Source organism: Streptomyces sp. NPDC101225, from assembly GCF_044767585.1.
Taxonomy (GTDB): Bacteria; Actinomycetota; Actinomycetes; order Streptomycetales; family Streptomycetaceae; genus Streptomyces.
This window is the reverse complement of sequence record NZ_JBIWOE010000007.1, coordinates 271,936-289,299: the sequence shown is the minus strand read 5'-3', so window position 1 is coordinate 289,299 and position 17,364 is coordinate 271,936. Positions and strand designations below refer to the sequence as shown.

Sequence of the window (17,364 nt, the reverse complement as noted above, 5' to 3'; positions counted from 1 at the left end):
CGCGGGTGACGCGGGAGTGGGGCACCGTCGGCTCCCGGGGTCCGGCTCAGGACCCGATGAGTGACGCGGTCGCCTTCAACGCGGTGAGGGACGCGGCCGTCGCGAGGCTTGCCGCCGATACCGAGCCGCCGGCTCCGCTGTCGGCGCCTGATCCGTTCGAAGAGGCGGCGCGGGTGACGCGGGAGTGGGGCACCGTCGGCTCCCGGGGTCCGGCTCAGGACCCGATGAGTGACGCGGTCGCCTTCAACGCGGTGAGGGACGCGACCGTCGCCCGGGTCACGGCCCCGTCCGAGACGCCGACTCCGGCGTCGGCGAGTGACCCGTTCCAAGAGGCCGAACGCGTGGAAGGGATCTGGCGCGGTGAGCCCGACTCGCCCGTGGCGCAATCGCTCATCAGCGACAAGGGGCATCAGGTCCTCCACGAGCAGGAGTCCCTGAGGAGCAGAAGCGACAGCACGTCCAAAGCCACCCCGGCCCCGAGGCCCGCTTCCCACATCCATACCCGGCCGACCAGCCCTGCCCCGAGGGGCCGCTGAGAACATCAGCACATTCCCGGTCCAGCCTCGTACGTCCGCTGTGCCGGCTCATTTGTTTTCCACCGGTTTGAACTTATTTGTTCTGGGACCCGTTTCGATCTTCCGAGCCCGTCGGACAGCACAACGGGCTGTCCGGGCACGGCGGTTCAAGACGAGGGGAGAAGGAGGGCACCCATGAGTGCGGGTACGGGAGAGCATGTCGCGGTCATACGCGCCCGGTACGCCGAGTACGTGGGGGTCGGCGCCATCCCGTCGGGCACTCCCACGCCCACGGGCGTCCAGACCTCCCTCCCCACCGCCATTTCCACCGACTCCCTGACCCCCACGCCCACCTCATGAGGAGGACAGCAGCCATGGCCCGGTTCGAGGTGTACATCTCCGACGAGGGGCTCGCCGCGATCGACGGGGAACCCCTCGTCGCCGCGCCGGGCCAGTCCGTGCACGAGGCCGTACTCGACCAGTTGCAGCGGTACGCCGTCGCGCGCTCCGAGGTCGTCGAGGCGACGGTGACCGACCGCCCCGACAGCGGCCACTTCGTCCTGGAGGTGTCACCGGACGGCTCCAGCCGCCTGCTGACCCCCACCGAGGCGGAAGAGCCGGAGCCGGGGCCCGGACTTGAGCCTGGGCTCGGACTTGAGCCAGGGCTCGGACTTGAGTCTGGTCCCGAGCTGGAACCGGAGCCCGAGCCGGGGCTCGAGCCGGCGGCGACCGGACCCGAGGCCGCCTTCGGCGCCGGTCCGGTCGCCGCCGGTCCCGGCCCGGTCCCCGTCGACTCCGCCACGGTTGCCGTCGGTCCCGGCCCGGCCGTCACCGGCTCCGCGACCGTCACCGGTTCCGCCTCGGTCACCACCGGTTCCGCCTCGGTCACCACCGGTTTCGCCCCGACCGTCACCGGTTCCGCCACGGCCGTCGCCTCTGCCGTTGCCACCGCCGTGGCCCGTGCCGCGGCCGCCGCCCGGGCCACCGCCGACGCGCCGGCCCGGGTACCCCCGCACGTGTCCGCCGTGACCCTCCCCGCCGAGCTGGCCGGACGGATCAGCCGTATCCACGCTCTCGCCGTCGGCGGCGAACTCGACGAGGCGTACGCCCTCGCGACCGAGCTGCGCGAGAGCCTGACCGGCGAGATGGGGGCCGAGGACCCGTACGCGGTGGAGGCGCGGGCCGTGGAGGCCTACATCGCGCACCTGTGCGGCGACCACCGCGAGGCCATCGTGCTCGCCCTGGCCGTGGCCCGGATCCGGTGCCGCGCCGGGGACCTGCGGGCGCCCGAGGAGGTGGCGCGGGCGGCGGCCGCCTGGCAGTGGGTCGACGACGACCGCGTGGCCGTGGCGCACGGGCGTGAACTGCTGCACATGTGGGACCGGTTGGACGACCGCGGGCTGCTGCCCCCGGCCCACGCCGAGCTCGCCGGACGGATCCGCAACCGCGTGGACGCCCTGGAGGCGCTCGTCTGACACTTTCCGCGCACCGCACGGCCTGCGCGTATATCGCCGTCATCGCCGTGTGTACCGATCGTCGATCGACCCGTGGACCGCTCGTCAAACCGACATGCATCACGGGTCGCAACACTCCGAGCTCCAGGAGGCCTCCGCCCCTCGGTCCGGTCCACGGACCCGGGCGGCGGGCCCTACCGAGGAGCAGGAGCACACCATGAACGTGACGGTCATCGGATCGGCGAGTGCCGTCTCCCCCGAGGAACGGGCGCTGCGGGATCTCTACCTGGAACACGGCCCGGCGCTCTACTCGTACGTGCTGCGCATGCTGGGCGGGGACACGCACCGCACGGAGGACATCCTCCAGGAGACGCTGCTGCGCTGCTGGAACAAGCAGGCCCTCGCCGACGACGAGGGGATGGCGGTACGTCCCTGGATGTTCCGCGTCGCCCGCAACCTGGTCATCGACGCACACCGGACGCGCATGGCCCGGCCGGTGGAGATCGGCGGCAACTCCTGGCTGAGCGACATGTGCGCCGAGGTGGACGACATCGAGCGGATGCTGTCGTCGATGGTCGTGCAGGACGCCCTGCGGTCCCTGACCCCGGCCCACCGCGAGGCGCTGCGCGCGACGATCTTCGCGGACCGCACCACTCAGCAGGCGGCCGAGGCCCTGGGCGTCCCGCAGGGCACGGTGAAGTCCCGGGTGTACTACGCTCTGCGCAGCCTGAAGTCGGCGCTGGAGGACAACGGCGTACGGTGAGCGCCCCGGCGTCAGCCGGGCGGCCGGCCCGGCTCCAGTGCGCGCAGTTCGCGCCGCACCACGTCCGCCTCGGCATGGCCGATCTCCTCGAGCCGTGCCAGTGCCGCCGCCAGGGCCGTGCGGGCGGCGTCCCGGCCGCCGGTGGCGAGATGGGACTCGGCCAGGTGGCGCAGGACGTCGGATTCGAGATAGCGGTCGCCGATGCCGTTGAACAGCCGCGCCGACCGCTCGAAGTGCTCGATGGCCTGCGGGTGCTGGGCGAGGTGGTGCAGGGCGTAGCCGAGGGTGTCCTGCGTCGAGGCCTCGCCGTAGGGGTCGCCCAGCTCCTGGTAGAGCACGACGGCCTCCTTGCAGCGGTCGAGGGCCTTGTCGTGCTCGCCGATCAGGATGTGCGTCCACGCGACCTGGTTGAGCACACCGGCCTCGCCGCTGAGGTCGCCCTCGGACCGGTACAGCTCGACGGCCTGGTCGTAGTGGTCGAGCGCGGCCGCGCGGCGGTCCGTCCGGTTGCACAGGTAGGCGAGCCCGCGATGGGCGCGGGCCTGGCCGCTCGCGTGGTCCGCCGAGCGGAACAGCGCCAGCCCGTCCTCGAGGTGGCGCTGTGCCTGTGCCGCGTGGTCGAGCTGGGAGTGCGCGACCCCCAGCCCGCACAGGGAGTACGCCTGACCGGTCACGGAGCCGAGGGCCCGCGCCGAGCGCAGCGCCGCACTGTTGATCTCGAGCAGGTCGTGCCAGTAGCCGAGCCGGTTGAAGTACACGTCCAGGGCGGCGGCGGTGCGCCAGGCGTGGTCGGCGAAGCCGTGGGCGGCGGCGTGGCCGACGATCTCGCGCAGGACGTACCGCTCCGTGCGCAGCCAGGCGGTCGCCTGTGCGCGGTCGTTGAACCGCAGCGGCGCGGCATCCGTTGTGCCCGTCGGCAGCGGGATGACCTCGCGGGAGGGGTCCAGGACCATGGAGGCGTGGTGTGTGGTGAACAGGAAGTGATCGTGCATCCTGAGCAGCGCCGCCCTGCACTCCGGCTCGCTGTCCTCGGCCTCCGCGAGCTCCGCGGCGTAGGCGCGCAGCAGGTCGTGGAAGACGAACCGGCCGGGGGCGCGTTCGATGAGCAGGCTCGCACCGGTCAGCTCGGTCAGCGGGGCGCGCACCCGGCGCGGGGCCACGCCGGCCAGTGCGGCGGCCGCCGCCGTGGTGATGTCGGGGCCGGGATGCAGCGCGAGAAGGCGGAAGAGACCGGCCGCCTCGGGCGACAGGGCGTGGTACGACCAGGAGAAGACGGCACGGGCGTCGGTGCCGACGTCGTCCCCGGTGAAGGCGTCCAGACTGCCGTGGTCCTGGCGCAGCTCCGCGGCGATGTCGGCGAGCCGGAACCCGGGGTGCAGGGCGGCGCGTGCCGCCACGATCGACAGGGCCAGCGGCAGCCGGGCGCACAGGCCGACGATGGCCCGGGCGTTCTCCGGCTCGGCGTCGACGCGTGCGTCGCCCAGCCGCCGGGAGAGCAACTCGAGCGACTCCTCGGCGGACAGCGGGCCCAGTGTGAGCGGGTGGGCGCCGTGCCGGGCGACCAGGCCGCTGAGCCGGCTGCGGCTGGTGACGATGACGAGGCAGCCGGGAGTGGCGGGCAGCAGCGGACCCACCTGCTCGGTGTCGCCGGCGTTGTCGAGCACGATGAGCACGCGCCGGCCGGCCAGGACACCGCGGTACAGGGCGGCTTGCGCGTCGAGCCCCTCGGGGACCGCCTGCGGGGCGACTCCGAGCGCCACGAGGAACGTCTCGATCGCCTCGCCGGGATCCATCCGGGAACCGGACGGGTCGTAGCCGCGGAGGTTGACGTAGAGGCTGCCGTCGGGGAAGCGGTGGGCGATCCGGTGGGCCCAGTGCACGGCGAGGGTCGTCTTGCCCGCTCCGGCCATTCCGCTGATCAGGCCGATCACGGTGGCCTGGGGATGTCCCCGGTCGGGCAGCAGCGCTGCGGCCCCCTCCAGTTGGACCCGGCGGCCGGTGAATGTCACCAGGTCGGCGGGCAGTTGGGACGGCCGTACGGCACCGGCGGGGTGGGCGTGTGCGCCGGCCTCGCCCGCGGGGCCGGCGTCCGGGGCGGAACCGGCGTCGCCTTCGCGTCCGGTTCCGCCGTCGGACCCACCCCCTCGTCCGCCACCGGCTCCACGGCCGGGCGCGCCCCCGGCCTCGGTGTCTCCGCCCACGTGGCGGGACGTGTCCGCCCGGCCGTCGGCTTCCTTCGTCCCACCGGCTTCCGCCCGGCCGCCGGCTTCCTTCGTCCCACCGGCTTCCGCCCGGCCGTCGGCTTCCTTCGTCCCACCGGCTTCCGCCCGGCCGTCGGCTTCCGTCGTCCCACCGGCTTCCGCCCGGCCGTCGGCTTCCTTCGTCCCACCGGCTTCCGCCCGGCCGTCGGCTTCCTTCGTCCCACCGGCTTCCGCCCGGCCGTCGGCTTCCGTCGTCCCACCGGCTTCCGTCGTCCCGCCGGAGGAGCCACCGGCGTCCGACGCCCGCTGCCGCGGACGCTCCGCCGGCGCGGGATCGCCCGCGACAAGTCCCGCGTGCAGGGCGCGCAGCGACGGGCCGGGTTCGATGCCGAGTTCCTCGACGAGGGTGCGGCGTGTGCGGGCGTACACGTCGAGGGCCTCGGCCCGGCGCCCGCTGCGGGACAGCGCGACCAGAAGGAGCTCGCACAGCGCCTCGCGCAACGGGTGCTCCTCGCACAGGGCGGTCAGTTCGGGCAGCACCTGCGCGTGCCGCCCGAGGTCGAGCTCGATGCGCAGCCGCGTCTCCAGGGCGGCCAGCCGCCGTTCCGCCAGATGTCTCCGCTCGGCCTCGGCGCGCGGGCCGGGCAGCCCGGCGAGCGGCGTGCCCTGCCACAACTCCAGCGCGCGACCGAGCAGTTGTACGGCGGCCAGGTCATCGCCCTCGGTACGCCGGACACCCGCTCCGGCCACGAGGTCCTCGAACCGGTCGAGGTCGCTGAGGACGGCGTCGGAGCAGAGGGCGTAGCCGTCGCCGAGGGAGACCACCAGACGCGGTGACGCGTCCGCGGGGCGGTCGGGCTCGAGGAGTCTGCGCAGCCGGGAGACATAGGTCCGCAGTACGGAGACCGCCGCGGCCGGCGGATCGGCGCCCCAGATCGCGTCCACGAGTTCCCCGACGCCGACCGCCTGACCGCGGCGCAGCAGTAGCAGCGCGAGGACGGCGCGCTGCTGGGGCGGTCCGAGCGCCAGTTCCGTCTCCTGCCGCCAGGCGCGCAGCGGCCCCAGCAGGGAGAACCGGAACCACGCCTTTGCACTTGCGTTCACGCGCAGGACAGTAGCCGCCGGAGTCCCGGACCGTCAGGTCGAACAGCTATTCCAGGACAGGTGCGCGCGGGCATCCCGTCCCGCATCGTGCCCGTATCCTCCGCGGGTCCACCCCGTGGTGCCCGTGCGACCCATGTGACCTAGCCGGTGTAACCCCTCGAACTGGTGGACGCATCATGCCGGTTGGGGCAACGTGGACTCCGCTGTGGTAGGGCACCGATCAGTGGAGGTACGTGCGTGACCGAGTTACGGGCGGTCGGGTCCCCCTACGCGCGGGAGTTCACCGATCTGCTGCAGAGACTGAAGAGCCGGGCGGACAGCAGTTACGAGGCACTGGCACGCCGGTCGGGGGTGAGCGGTTCCGCCCTGCACCGCTACTGCTCGGGCGCGGGCGTGCCCACCGACTTCGACCCCATCGCCCGGTTCGGCAAGGCCTGCGGGGCCGACCCGCACGAACTCCTGGAGCTGCACCGGCTGTGGGTGCTTGTCGACGACGGCCGAAGACGCGGGGCGCCCCGGGCCGAAGCGGCCCAGGGTGCGCTCGCGGCCGGGGAACCGCTGCGGGCCACGGCTCCGGCCGTGCCCGGCACCGTGGCGACGGAGCCGCCGGCCCGGCAGCCCGGTACCGGCCCCGCGCAGGCTCGCGTGCCGCGCCGTCCCCGGCTGCGGAAACTGCGCCGGTGGCCGGTTCTCGTCGGCGCCCTGCTCGTCGTCGGCGCGACGGTGGTGGCCGCCGTCCTCCTCACCGGCGGGCGGCGGGCGGGTGCCGACGACGCGGCGAACCGCCCCCTCCTGAGCGCCAAGTGCCGGTTCGTGGCCATGGGGCACCAGGACGCCTGCGTCCGCGAACTCCAACTCCGGCTCAAACAGGCCGGACTGGACCTCGACGTCGACGGCGCTTTCGGCCCCATCACCCAGATGCGCGTCGTCGTCTTCCAGCTTCTCGCCGGCCTGGAGCCCGACGGCTCGGTCGACGACAGCACCAAGCGCGCCCTCTACTCCGGCCGTGTCAAGGCGCATCCGTGGTCGCCGGCACGCGTCGACCGGCGGGTCCGCGAGGTCTTCACCGAGGACGCGGATCGTGCCAGCGGCATCGCCAAGTGCGCCTCGAACCTGGACCCCCTGTACAGCCTGGGCAACACCAACGGCACGCGGAACTGGGGGGTGTTCCAGCTCTACGACGGCACCTTGCGCGAGCTGGGCGGCACGCCCCGCAAGGCTCTCGACCCCGAGTGGAACATCCAGGCCGCCCACCGCCTGTGGGCCCGTACCCACGACTTCCGCGCCTGGCCCTCGTGCGACAAGGCCTACGAGGCGGGGGCCGCGAAGGCGGGCACGCCGACGCCGGGTACGCCCACGCCGGGTACGTCGAAGCCGACGACATCGAAGCCGGCGCCGTCGAAGGCTGGTGAGCCGACGTGACGTGAGCCGTCGTCCGCGTCCCGCCTCCGCGCCCCCTCCGCGTGCCCCCTCCGCGTCCCACCCGCCGTCCGCGTGCCTCCTCCGCGTCCCACCCGCCGTCCCAGGCCGTCGCGTCCGCGCAGGCAGGAGGGGGTGAGACAGCCCGCCGTCCCGATGTCCCGCGGATCGTTGGCCACACCGCCGGGGACTGCGATCGTCCTGTCCGCCGCCTTCCTCCGGCGGCCGGACGGGACGAAAGGGCTTACAGCGGTGGGCAGTTCACATCGTTCTGGCGAGTTGCCGCACGACCGCCCCGGCAGACGGGCGGTGCTCCTGCGCGGTGCGGTCGTGCTGGGTACGGGGGTCTCAGCTGCGGCCGTGCGGTACGCCGTACCCGCGCAAGCCGCGGCCCGGCCGCCGATCGCGGGCTGTGACGACCGGGGCGCCCGGCCGCCCACCCGGCCGGTCACGGTGGGCTCGGCGCCCCGCACAAGGTGATCGTGCGTCACACGGCGAGCCCCGGCAGTCGAAGTCCCGGTGCCCGTGGATCTGGTACGCCCGCAGGCCGGGGCGGGCGCAGGGGGTGGCGCACAGACACCGACTGTCCCAGCGACCACCTCCCTGCCCGCCTGCCGCGGCGGTGGCCTCCTTCCCGGCCGGCACGTCCTGGCCGGCCGACGGCGCCGTGGACGCCCGTACCCGGGGCGTCCTCGTCGCCTGATCCGAACATCAACCAACAAAGGAGACAGCGCACTTGAAAACGAAGACCAAGCTCGGCGCCGCCCTGGGCGGCACGGTGCTCACCGTCGCCCTCACCGTCACCGGCGGCACGGCCTGGGCCACCTCCGGCGCCTCGGCCGAACCCGCAGCCTCCGCGGCCTCCGCGGCCTCCGCGGCCTCCGCGGCCGCCGTGACCAAGCTGAGCCAGGCGGACGCCGCGAACCGCCTGCGGAGCGCGGGGGTCGGATGGACGTCCAGCGGCAACTGCACCAACCGCAACAACGCCCACTGCACGTCCTTCGAGCAGATCAACCTCGCGACGGTGCGGGGCGCCATCACGCTCAAGAACGCCAGCCGCTGCTCGCTCACCGTCACCGGGGGCACCGAGACGGGGCACGCCTCGGGAACGTACAGCCACTGGAACGGCTACAAGCTCGACTTCAACCCGACCACGTGCCTGAGCAACTACATCACCGGCGCCTTCACCTACATCGGACGGCGGGCAGGCGACAACGCCCCGCAGTACCGGGCCGCCTCCGGAAACATCTACGCCCGCGAGAGCAATCACTGGGACGTCCTCTTCTACTCCTGCGGCTGCTGACCGCCCGCGCCTCGCGACGACGGAACCGACGCACCACCACATCACCCCCCACTCCGACGACCAAGGAAATTCCGCATGTTCGCCAACCGCAGCACTCCCGGCCACCGTGCCGTCACCCGTCCACGAAGAATCCTGCGCCGCGCGGCCCTGAGCACGGCCGCCGTCTCCCTGCTGGCCGCGGCGGGCTTCACGGCGCTGAGCGCCCCGCCCGCCTCCGCGGCGACGTCGGCGTTGTGCTCGACCACGCTCAGCCAGGGCGCGAGCGGATCGTGCGTGTCCGCGCTGCAGTCCCGGCTCGACCAGCTCGGCGCGCACCTCACGGTGGACGGCGCCTTCGGCCCGGCCACCCGCAACGCCGTCGAGGCGTTCCAGGGCCGCGCCGACCTGGCCGTGGACGGCATCGTGGGTCCGGCCACCCGGGGCCGGCTCGACAGCCCGGGATCGGTGAACCTCAACACCCGGTCCGCCGCCCAGATCGAGACGATGATCCGCGGGACGTTCCCCGACAACCTGGAGGACAAGGCGATCCGGGTCGCCCGCTGCGAGTCCGGCCTCAACGAGATAGCCGTCGGCCGCAACAACAACGGCTCGCGGGACTTCGGCGTGTTCCAGTTCAACAACGGCGGCACACTGCAGTCCTACCTCGGCACCACCTCCCGTGCCCTGGACGCCCCCCAGAACATCGCCGCCGCCTACCGGCTCTACCAGGCCCGCGGCTGGCAGCCCTGGACCTGCGGCAACGCCTGACCCCCAGCCGGCCGCGGCCTCGTCCGCACCGGGCTCCCCCTCCCCAAAGGGCCATGACCGCGGCCCCGCGCCGCCCGCCGACCCCCCGGCGGGCGGCGCTCGCGTCCGCGTGATGCCGGCTGCCGTTCCCGCGCGGACAGGCGCGCCCTCCGTCAGGCGAGCGTCACCTCCACCGGCAGCTTCTTGATGCCGTTGACGAAGTTGGAGCGGACGCGGGGGACGTCGCCGGCCAGGCGGATGGCGGCGATGCGCGGGATGAGCTCCTCGAACATGATGCGGATCTCGGTGCGGGCCAGCAGGTTGCCCAGACACAGGTGCGGGCTGCCCTTGCCGAAGGTGACGTGGTCGTTGTTCTCGCGGCTGACGTCGAAGTCGTAGGGGTTGCCGAAGACCTGCTCGTCGCGGTTGCCGGAGGCGTACCACATGACGACCTTGTCGCCCTCCCGGACCTGCTTGCCGCCGAGGTCGACGTCGCGGGTCGCGGTGCGGCGGAAGTGGTAGACGGGGGAGGCCCAGCGCAGGAACTCCTCGACCGCGGCGGGGATCAGGGACGGGTCGTCCTTGAGGCGGGCCAGCTGCTCGGGGTGCTGGAGCAGGGCCAGCATGGAGTGGGTGATGGTGTGGCGGGTGGTCTCGTTGCCGGCCACCACCAGGAGCAGGAAGTAGTTGTCGAAGTCCTGTGCGGACAGCGGGATGCCGTCGCGCGGCATGGTGTTGACCAGCTTCGAGACCAGGTCCGTGCCCTCGCCGCCGCGCCGCTGCCGCGCCAGCTCGCGGCCGTACTCGAAGACCTCGATCGACGCGGGGGAGCGGAAGGGCAGGTCGCGGTACTTCTCGCTCTCCTCGCTGTGCAGCAGCACGTCCGCGTAGTCGGGGTCGGTGTTGCCGATGATGCGGTTGCCCCAGTCGATGAGCTGCTGGTTGTCCTCCGGCGGGACGTCCAGCAGCCGGGCCAGGACGTTGATGGGGAAGTCCGCGGAGACGTCGGCCACGAAGTCGAAGGCCCCCTTCGCCAGCGCCGCGTCCAGTGTCTTCGCGGTCAGGCCGCGCAGGAAGTCGCCGTAGCTGTTGATCACGCTCGCGCCGAACTGCCGCTGGATCACGCTGCGCAGCGCGCGGTGGCGTACGCCGTCCATCTCCAGGATGGAGGCGCGCTTCTTGATCTGGTCCTCGTCGACCTCCTCGAGGTTGACGAACCTCGTCGAGGTGAAGGTCTCCGGGTCACGGTCGACGGTGGCGATGTCGGCGTGCCGGGTGACCGCCCAGAAGCCGGAGTTGGGCGCCTCCTCGGGCTGCCAGTGCACCGGGTCCTCGTGGCGCAGCGTGTGGAACATCCGCCAGGGGGTGATGCCGTCGGCGAAGTTGTCGAGGTTCGCGAGGTCCACCTGCCCGATCGGCAGCGGTTCGGCGAGGGCGGCGCGCAGCTCGGCGCGGGTGGTGGGGACGGCGGGAACGGTCGGGCTGGTCATGGCGGTGAGTCTCCTGAACGAGGGCGTCGGCGGGACCGCGGACGCGGCGGGATCACAGGTGGTACGCGTACTCGGTGAACTCCCAGTCCGTGACGTGCCGGCCGAAGCGTGCGAGTTCGTCGCGCTTGTAGGTGAGGAAGGAGCTGGTGAACGCCTTGCCCAGCACCTCGGTCAGGGCGGTGTCCGCCTCCAGGGCGTCGAGCGCGGCGGACAGCGTCTGCGGGAGCAGGGCGGCACGGGTGGTGTCGTAGCCGTAGCCCTCCAGCGGGGACGGCGGCTCCTCACCCGCCCGCACGCCCAGCAGCGCGGCCGCGACGGTGCCCGCGATCAGCAGGTACGGGTTGGCGCTGGCGTCGCCCAGCCGCAGTTCGAGCCGGGCCCCGCGGCCCCGCTCCGGCGGGATGCGGACCATGGCGCTGCGGTTGTCGAGCCCCCAGTCGATCAGCCAGGGCGCGAGGGTGTCGGGGCCGAAGCGCTTGTAGGAGTTCACGGTCGGGTTGGCCAGCGCCGCGAGGGCGGGGGCGTGCGCGACGATGCCGGCGACGGCGTGCCGGGCGGTGGCGGACAGGCCGTAGGGGCCCGCCGGATCGTCGAAGGCGTTGCGGCCCTCCTCGCCGTCGCAGGACAGGTGGAGGTGGAAGCCGGAGCCGCCCGCGTCGCCGAAGGGCTTGGCCATGAAGGTGGCCAGGTTGCCCTCCTGGCGCGCCAGTTCCTTCACGGCCGCCTTGAAGCGGAAGGCGCGGTCGGCGGCGTCGAGGGCGGCGGAGTGGGTCAGGTTGATCTCGTACTGGCCGCCGTCGAACTCGTGGTTGCCGGTGCTGACCCCGAGCCCCAGGTCGCGCAGGTGCCGCAGGGTGCGCAGCAGGTGGTTGCCGGGGTCGGCGCGCAGGCCGGCGGTGTAGACGGAGCCGGTGGTCTCCGGCGAGCGGCGCCAGCCGGTGGGGGTGCCGGGGGCGGGCTCCAGCAGGAAGTACTCCAGCTCGGGGCCGACGACGGGGCGCAGCCCCTGCTCGGCGGCGTGGGCCAGGACGGTGCGCAGCAGGTCGCGGGGTGACTCGGGGGCCGGGGCGCCGGTCGCCGGGTCGGTGACCTCGCCGAGGCAGGTGGCGACGCCGGGCTCCCAGGGCAGGACCGTCAGCGTGGACAGGTCGGGGCGTACGGTCACGTCCGGCAGGCCGGCGTCCAGGCCGCCCGCGACCGCGGCCACGTCGCCCTGCGGACTGGTGTGGTAGACGGCGCGGCAGAAGGCCAGGCCGTGGTCGCAGGCCGACGGCAGATGGTCCAGCAGCACGTCACGGGCGCGGTCGGTGCCGATCAGGTCGGGGTAGACCACCCGGACGACGTCGACGCCCTCGGCTGCGAGCCGTTCCATGTGCCGGCGGATGTCTGGAGTGTCGGATGCGCTCACCGGTGTCTCCTTGGCGGAAGGGTGGGGGACTCCCAGGCGTACTCCGGACCTGCGGGCATGTCACGGAGTTATTCGTTTGAACCCGAACGGTATGAAGGGAGTCGGCGCCCCGCAAGGGGGTGGGGCGAAAAATTTATCCATCCGGACAGCTATTGACCAGGGCTCCGGACGTTCCTATGTTGTTTGAAGCCAAACGAGTCAGGGCGGCGGGTTCCCCGGAATCCGTCCCCTGTGGCCGAGGGGCCCGGTCCACCCGGGCCGGGCCCCTCTTTTCTCTCCCCGCCACCGCCCCGACGCCCTCACCCTCAGGAGGACCGCCATGAAGGTCGTCGTCGACATGAACAAGTGCCAGGACCACGGCCAGTGCGTCTTCGCGGCCCCCGACGTCTTCTCCATGGACGGGAGCGGCCACCTCGCGTACGTGTCCGACCCGGACGACGCGCTGCGCGACGAGGTCGAGGAGGCCGCGGACGTGTGCCCGCTCCAGGCCATCCGGATCGAGGCCTGACATGGGCGCCCGTATCGTCGTCGCCGGCGCCTCGATGGGCGGTCTGCGCGCCGCCGAGCAGCTGCGCGCCGCCGGCTGGAGCGGGGCGATCACGGTCGTCGGCGACGAGCCCCACATGCCCTACAACCGGCCCCCGCTGTCCAAGGAGGTGCTGGCCGGCAAGGCCCCCTTCGCGTCGCTGGCCCTCACCCCGAAGGCGGCCGCCGCCGACGTGGAGTGGCGGCTGGGCACCAAGGCCGTCGAGGCCCGCCTCGACGAGCGGACGGTGCTCCTCGACGACGGCACGCGGCTCTCCTACGACGGACTGGTCGTCGCCACCGGCATGCGGCCGCGGCGCCTGCGCTGCCCCGGCCCGCTCACCGGCCGGCACACCGTCCGCACCCTCGCCGACGCCCAGGGCCTGCGCGACGAGCTGACCCGCCCCGGCGCCCGCGTGGTCGTGGTCGGCGCCGGATTCATCGGCTGCGAGGTCGCGGCCACCGCCGTGGGACTGGGCGTCCGCGAGGTCACCGTCGTCGACCCGCTGCCGCTGCCCATGGCCGGACCGCTCGGCGAACTCCTCGGCCGGGCCCTGCTCGAACGGCACCAGGAGCGCGGAGTGCGCTTCGAACTGGGCGCCACGGTCACGGGGTTCACGGGCGCGGACCGCGTCGACGGCGTCGTCCTGGGCGACGGCAGGGTGCTGCCCGCCGACGTGGTCGTGGAGTCCGTCGGCTCCGTCGCCAACGTCGAATGGCTCCAGGGCAACGGGCTCGACCTCACCGACGGCGTGCTCACCTGCGGGCAGCTGCGCGTCGGCGGCCGGCCCGAGGTCGTCGCGGTCGGCGACGTCGCCCGCTTCCCCAACGCCCGCTACGACGGCGTGCCCCGCCGCGTCGAGCACTGGTCCATCCCCACGGACACGGCCAAGCACGCCGCGAAGGTGCTCGCCGCCCATCTCGCCGGTGAGGACAGGAAGTTGGCGCCCTTCGCGCCGCTGCCCACCTTCTGGAGCGACCAGCACGACTTCCGGATCCAGTCCTTCGGGGCACCGGTCCTCGGCAAGGACGACGTGCGCGTCCTGGACGGCGACCCCGACGGGGACGTCCTCGTCGGCCACCACGCCGACGGCCGGCTCGTCGGCGTCGTCGCGCTCGGCGGCCAGGCAGCCGCCATGGGGGCCGCCCGCCACCGCGCCCAGCTCCTGAAGCAGCCCGCCCTCACCGCGTCCCTCACCGTGTAAGGAACTCAACGTCATGTCCGCTGTCCGTGGTTTTTTCCCTCCCAAGACGGCGACGGGCGCCTCGTCGCTGATCCCGTCCCCGCCGTGGCGCTACTCGGGCGACCTGCTCACGATCGAGTACCGCACCGACCCCGCCCGGGTGCGCGAACTGCTGCCCGAACCGCTGGAGCTCGCGGACGAGGACCCCGGCGCGGTCGCGCTGATCTGGGCCGACTGGCAGTCCTGCTCCGCCTCCGGCGAGGAGCTGCTGGACCCGGTGCTCGCCCAGTACAAGGAGGCCTTCGCGGTCGTCCGCTGCACGTACCGCGGCCAGACCTACACCCGCTGCGTGTACATCTGGGTCGACAAGGACTTCGCGATCGCGCGCGGGCTGCACCAGGGCTATCCGAAGAAGCTCGGCTCCATCCACCAGACGCGCCCGCATCCCTACGGGCCCGCTCCGCGGATCGAGGCCGGCGCCCGCTTCGGCGCGACCCTCGCCGCCGCCGACCGCCGCCTCGCCCAGGCCGTGGTGACCCTGCGCGAGCCGTCCGAGACCAACGGCTTCGTCAACGGCCACCCCATGGCCCACCACCGCTGGCTGCCCTCGATCGAGAAGGGCAAGGGCCTGGCGCTGGACGAGCTGGTCGAGTCCGGCGCGGCCTCCTTCGAAGGCGGCCGGCCATGGATCGGCGACGCCGAACTGGAGCTGTTCGAGGCACCGACGGAGGAGCTGGCCCGGCTGGAGATCCGCGAGCCGATCGCCGCCTACTACCGGCAGGTCGGGGTGGTGTGGGACGGCGGCCGCCTGCTGGAGTCCGGCACCTCCGGCGCCGAGTGACCCCCGTACACAGCAAAGGACCTGGAGACCGGACATGACCGAGCACACCCTCACGGTGGCCGGGGTCGCCGTCGACACCCGGCACTGGATCGGCGGCGAGCGCGTCGCCTCCGCCGGCACCTTCACCGACGTCTCGCCGATCGACGGCAGCACGATCGGCGAGATCGCCCGCGGCACCGCCGCCGAGGCCGAGGCGGCCGTCGCCGCCGCGAAGGCCGCCTTCCCGGCCTGGGCGGCCACCTCCCGCGCCGAACGCGCCCGCATCCTGCACGCCGTCGCCGACGGCGTCGAGAAGCGGATCGAAGAACTCGCCATCGTCGAGACCACCGACAACGGCGCCCTGCTGCGCTCCCACCGCCGCGGCGTCATGCCGCGCGTCGCACACAACTTCCGCTTCTTCGCGGACTGGCTGCTCACCCTGGAGCACGCGGACTTCGAGACGCGCGGGCACACCAACCACGTCAGCTGGGACCCGGCCGGACCCAGCGTGCTGATCACACCGTGGAACGCCCCGCTGATGCTGTCGACCTGGAAGGTCGCCCCGGCCCTCGCGGTCGGCAACACCGTGGTGCTCAAGCCCGCCGAGTGGTCCCCGCTGACCGCCTCGCTGCTCGCGGACATCGCCGCCGAGGCCGGACTGCCCGCCGGTGTGCTCAACGTCGTCCAGGGCTACGGCTCCGAGATCGGCGACGCCCTCACCTCGCACCCGGACGTGCGCCGCATCAGCTTCACGGGCTCGGTGCCGACGGCCCGCCGGATCAGCGCGGCGGCGGCGGCGAACCTCACCCCGCTCAGCCTCGAACTCGGCGGCAAGTCCCCGCTGCTGGTCTTCGCCGACGCCGACCTGGACCTCGCCGTCGACCTCGCGGTCGAGCAGTACGACAACGCCGGGCAGGTCTGCCTGGCCGCCACCCGCATCCTGGTCGAGGAGCCGGCCGCCGAGGAGTTCACGCGGCGCTTCGTGGCCAAGGCGTCCGGCCTCGTGCAGGGCGACCCCCGCGACGAGGCCACCGACGTCGGCCCCACCATCCATCCCCGCCAGCTGGAGAAGATCGACGGATTCGTGCGGCGGGCGCTCGCGGCCGGTGCCCGCGCGGTGATCGGCGGGCACCCCGGGGACGGCCAGTACTACGCGCCGACCCTGCTCACCGACGTGGCCCAGGGCAGCGAGATCGTCCAGGAGGAGGTCTTCGGCCCCGTCCTGACCCTGCAGACCTTCCGCTCCGAGGAAGAGGCCGTACGCCTGGCCGACGACACCCGCTTCGGCCTGGCCGCCACCCTCGCCACCGGCGACCCCGAGCGCGCCGCCCGCGTCGCCGCCCGGCTGGTCGCGGGCACCGTCTGGGTCAACTGCTTCTTCGTCCGCGACCTCCAGGCGCCCTTCGGCGGCTCCCGCCACTCCGGCGTCGGGCGCGAGGGCGGCACCTGGAGCTTCGACTTCTACTGCGACCTGAAGAACACCGTCACCGCCCCGAAGGGATTCAAGGACCATGGGTGAGATCGTCGGGGCGGGCCTGCTCGCCCACGTCCCCACCATCGTGCTGCCAAAGGCCGAACGGCTGGAGCTGAACGAGGGCAAGGAGATCACCCTCGTCACCGGCCTCCGGCAGCTGCGCGAGGAGGTCTTCGAGCGGGACGACTACGACACCGTCGTGGTCCTGGACTCCCACTGGGCGACCACCGTCGAGTTCGTCGTCACCGCACAGCCGCGCCGGGCCGGTCTGTTCACCTCCGAGGAGCTGCCGCGCGGCATGTGCCGGATGCCGTACGACTTCCCGGGCGATCCCGAACTCGCCCACAACATCGCCTCGTTCGCCGACCGGCACGGCACCTGGATCACCGCGATCGAGGACGAGTACCTGCCGATCTACTACGCCACCATCAACCTGTGGAAGTTCCTCGGCGAGGGCCTGCCCGGCAAGCGGTGGGTGACCATCGGCGTCTGCCAGACCGGCGACATGGAGGACCATCTGCGGCTCGGGCGGGCGCTCGCCGACGGCATCGCCGCCACTTCCGGCCGCCGCGTCCTGCTCATCGCCTCCGGTGCCCTCTCGCACACCTTCTGGCCGCTGCGTGAGCTGCGCGACCACGAGTCCGGCGACCCGGTGCACATCCGCACGCCGGAGGCCCGCGAAGCGGACTACGAGCGCATCGCCTGGTTCAAGGAGGGCCGCCACGACAAGGTCCTCGACACCATGGACGAGTTCTGGAGGTTCAGGCCCGAGGCGAAGTTCTTCCACTACCTGATGATGGCCGGCGCCCTCGGCGAGCAGGCCTGCACCGCACGGGCCCGGCAGTACGGCGAGTACGAGAACTCCGTCGGCACCGGCCAGGTCCACCTGTGGTTCGACCGTCCGGCCGACGGCTGGAGGGGCGCCGGACTGCCCGCGCCCACCGCCCCGCGCACCCCCCACAGCCGCTAGGAGCCACG

14 protein-coding genes are annotated in these 17,364 nt (G+C 73.0%); 11 read left to right on the top strand and 3 right to left on the bottom strand.

What is annotated here, in order from left to right; translation table 11 throughout:
• The first annotated feature begins 710 nt into the window (after positions 1–710).
• The 3 genes from ACIRPX_RS13580 to ACIRPX_RS13570 all read left to right on the top strand — a co-directional run bounded on the left by ACIRPX_RS13580 (position 711) and on the right by ACIRPX_RS13570 (position 2,732).
• On the top strand, positions 711–875 hold the full coding sequence (locus tag ACIRPX_RS13580; RefSeq protein WP_404192780.1) for a hypothetical protein: 165 nt from the start codon (positions 711–713) through the stop codon (positions 873–875).
• Positions 876–889: 14 nt separating this feature from the next.
• Complete coding sequence (locus tag ACIRPX_RS13575) at positions 890–1,990, top strand: hypothetical protein (protein ID WP_404192777.1); 1,101 nt, start codon at positions 890–892, stop codon at positions 1,988–1,990.
• 196 nt (positions 1,991–2,186) lie between these two features.
• Positions 2,187–2,732 (top strand): sigma-70 family RNA polymerase sigma factor, encoded by a 546-nt coding sequence (locus ACIRPX_RS13570; RefSeq protein WP_404192775.1) that lies wholly within the window; start codon positions 2,187–2,189, stop codon positions 2,730–2,732.
• 11 nt (positions 2,733–2,743) lie between these two features.
• Here ACIRPX_RS13570 and ACIRPX_RS13565 read toward each other — a convergent pair whose 3' ends face one another.
• A complete protein-coding gene (locus tag ACIRPX_RS13565; RefSeq protein ID WP_404192773.1) occupies positions 2,744–6,037 on the bottom strand; it encodes an AfsR/SARP family transcriptional regulator in 3,294 nt (1,097 codons plus the stop codon).
• A 237-nt stretch (positions 6,038–6,274) separates the two neighbouring features.
• On the opposite strand from ACIRPX_RS13565, the gene ACIRPX_RS13560 reads away from it, so the two are divergent.
• The 3 genes from ACIRPX_RS13560 to ACIRPX_RS13550 all read left to right on the top strand — a co-directional run bounded on the left by ACIRPX_RS13560 (position 6,275) and on the right by ACIRPX_RS13550 (position 9,506).
• The gene (locus ACIRPX_RS13560) at positions 6,275–7,459 is read left to right on the top strand and encodes a peptidoglycan-binding protein (RefSeq protein ID WP_404192770.1); all 1,185 of its coding nucleotides are present in this window, start codon (positions 6,275–6,277) and stop codon (positions 7,457–7,459) included.
• Between the two features lie 733 nt (positions 7,460–8,192).
• Entirely contained in the window at positions 8,193–8,759 is a 567-nt protein-coding gene (locus ACIRPX_RS13555) for a hypothetical protein (RefSeq protein ID WP_404192767.1), read from the top strand.
• 75 nt (positions 8,760–8,834) lie between these two features.
• The gene (locus ACIRPX_RS13550) at positions 8,835–9,506 is read left to right on the top strand and encodes a peptidoglycan-binding protein (protein ID WP_404192765.1); all 672 of its coding nucleotides are present in this window, start codon (positions 8,835–8,837) and stop codon (positions 9,504–9,506) included.
• A 152-nt stretch (positions 9,507–9,658) separates the two neighbouring features.
• On the opposite strand, the gene ACIRPX_RS13545 is transcribed toward ACIRPX_RS13550, so the two are convergent.
• Positions 9,659–10,975: a cytochrome P450 gene (locus ACIRPX_RS13545; protein ID WP_404192762.1), complete on the bottom strand. Its 1,317-nt coding sequence runs from the start codon at positions 10,973–10,975 to the stop codon at positions 9,659–9,661.
• Between the two features lie 52 nt (positions 10,976–11,027).
• A complete protein-coding gene (locus ACIRPX_RS13540; protein ID WP_404192759.1) occupies positions 11,028–12,383 on the bottom strand; it encodes a glutamine synthetase family protein in 1,356 nt (451 codons plus the stop codon).
• A 319-nt stretch (positions 12,384–12,702) separates the two neighbouring features.
• On the opposite strand from ACIRPX_RS13540, the gene ACIRPX_RS13535 reads away from it, so the two are divergent.
• Genes ACIRPX_RS13535 through ACIRPX_RS13515 form a run of 5 tightly spaced genes read left to right on the top strand, consistent with a single transcriptional unit; the run spans position 12,703 to position 17,356 of the window.
• Positions 12,703–12,891 carry a ferredoxin gene (locus tag ACIRPX_RS13535; RefSeq protein ID WP_404192756.1) on the top strand — a complete coding sequence of 63 codons (189 nt, stop codon included), beginning with the start codon at positions 12,703–12,705 and terminating at the stop codon, positions 12,889–12,891.
• A 1-nt stretch (position 12,892) separates the two neighbouring features.
• A complete protein-coding gene (locus ACIRPX_RS13530) occupies positions 12,893–14,113 on the top strand; it encodes an NAD(P)/FAD-dependent oxidoreductase (RefSeq protein WP_404192754.1) in 1,221 nt (406 codons plus the stop codon).
• Positions 14,114–14,126: 13 nt separating this feature from the next.
• Complete coding sequence (locus tag ACIRPX_RS13525) at positions 14,127–14,933, top strand: acetoacetate decarboxylase family protein (RefSeq protein ID WP_404192751.1); 807 nt, start codon at positions 14,127–14,129, stop codon at positions 14,931–14,933.
• Positions 14,934–14,967: 34 nt separating this feature from the next.
• Positions 14,968–16,431: an aldehyde dehydrogenase gene (locus ACIRPX_RS13520; protein ID WP_404192748.1), complete on the top strand. Its 1,464-nt coding sequence runs from the start codon at positions 14,968–14,970 to the stop codon at positions 16,429–16,431.
• Complete coding sequence (locus ACIRPX_RS13515) at positions 16,424–17,356, top strand: 3,4-dihydroxyphenylacetate 2,3-dioxygenase (protein ID WP_404192746.1); 933 nt, start codon at positions 16,424–16,426, stop codon at positions 17,354–17,356. The genes ACIRPX_RS13520 and ACIRPX_RS13515 overlap by 8 nt, the downstream gene beginning before the upstream one ends.
• Positions 17,357–17,364 lie beyond the last annotated feature (8 nt).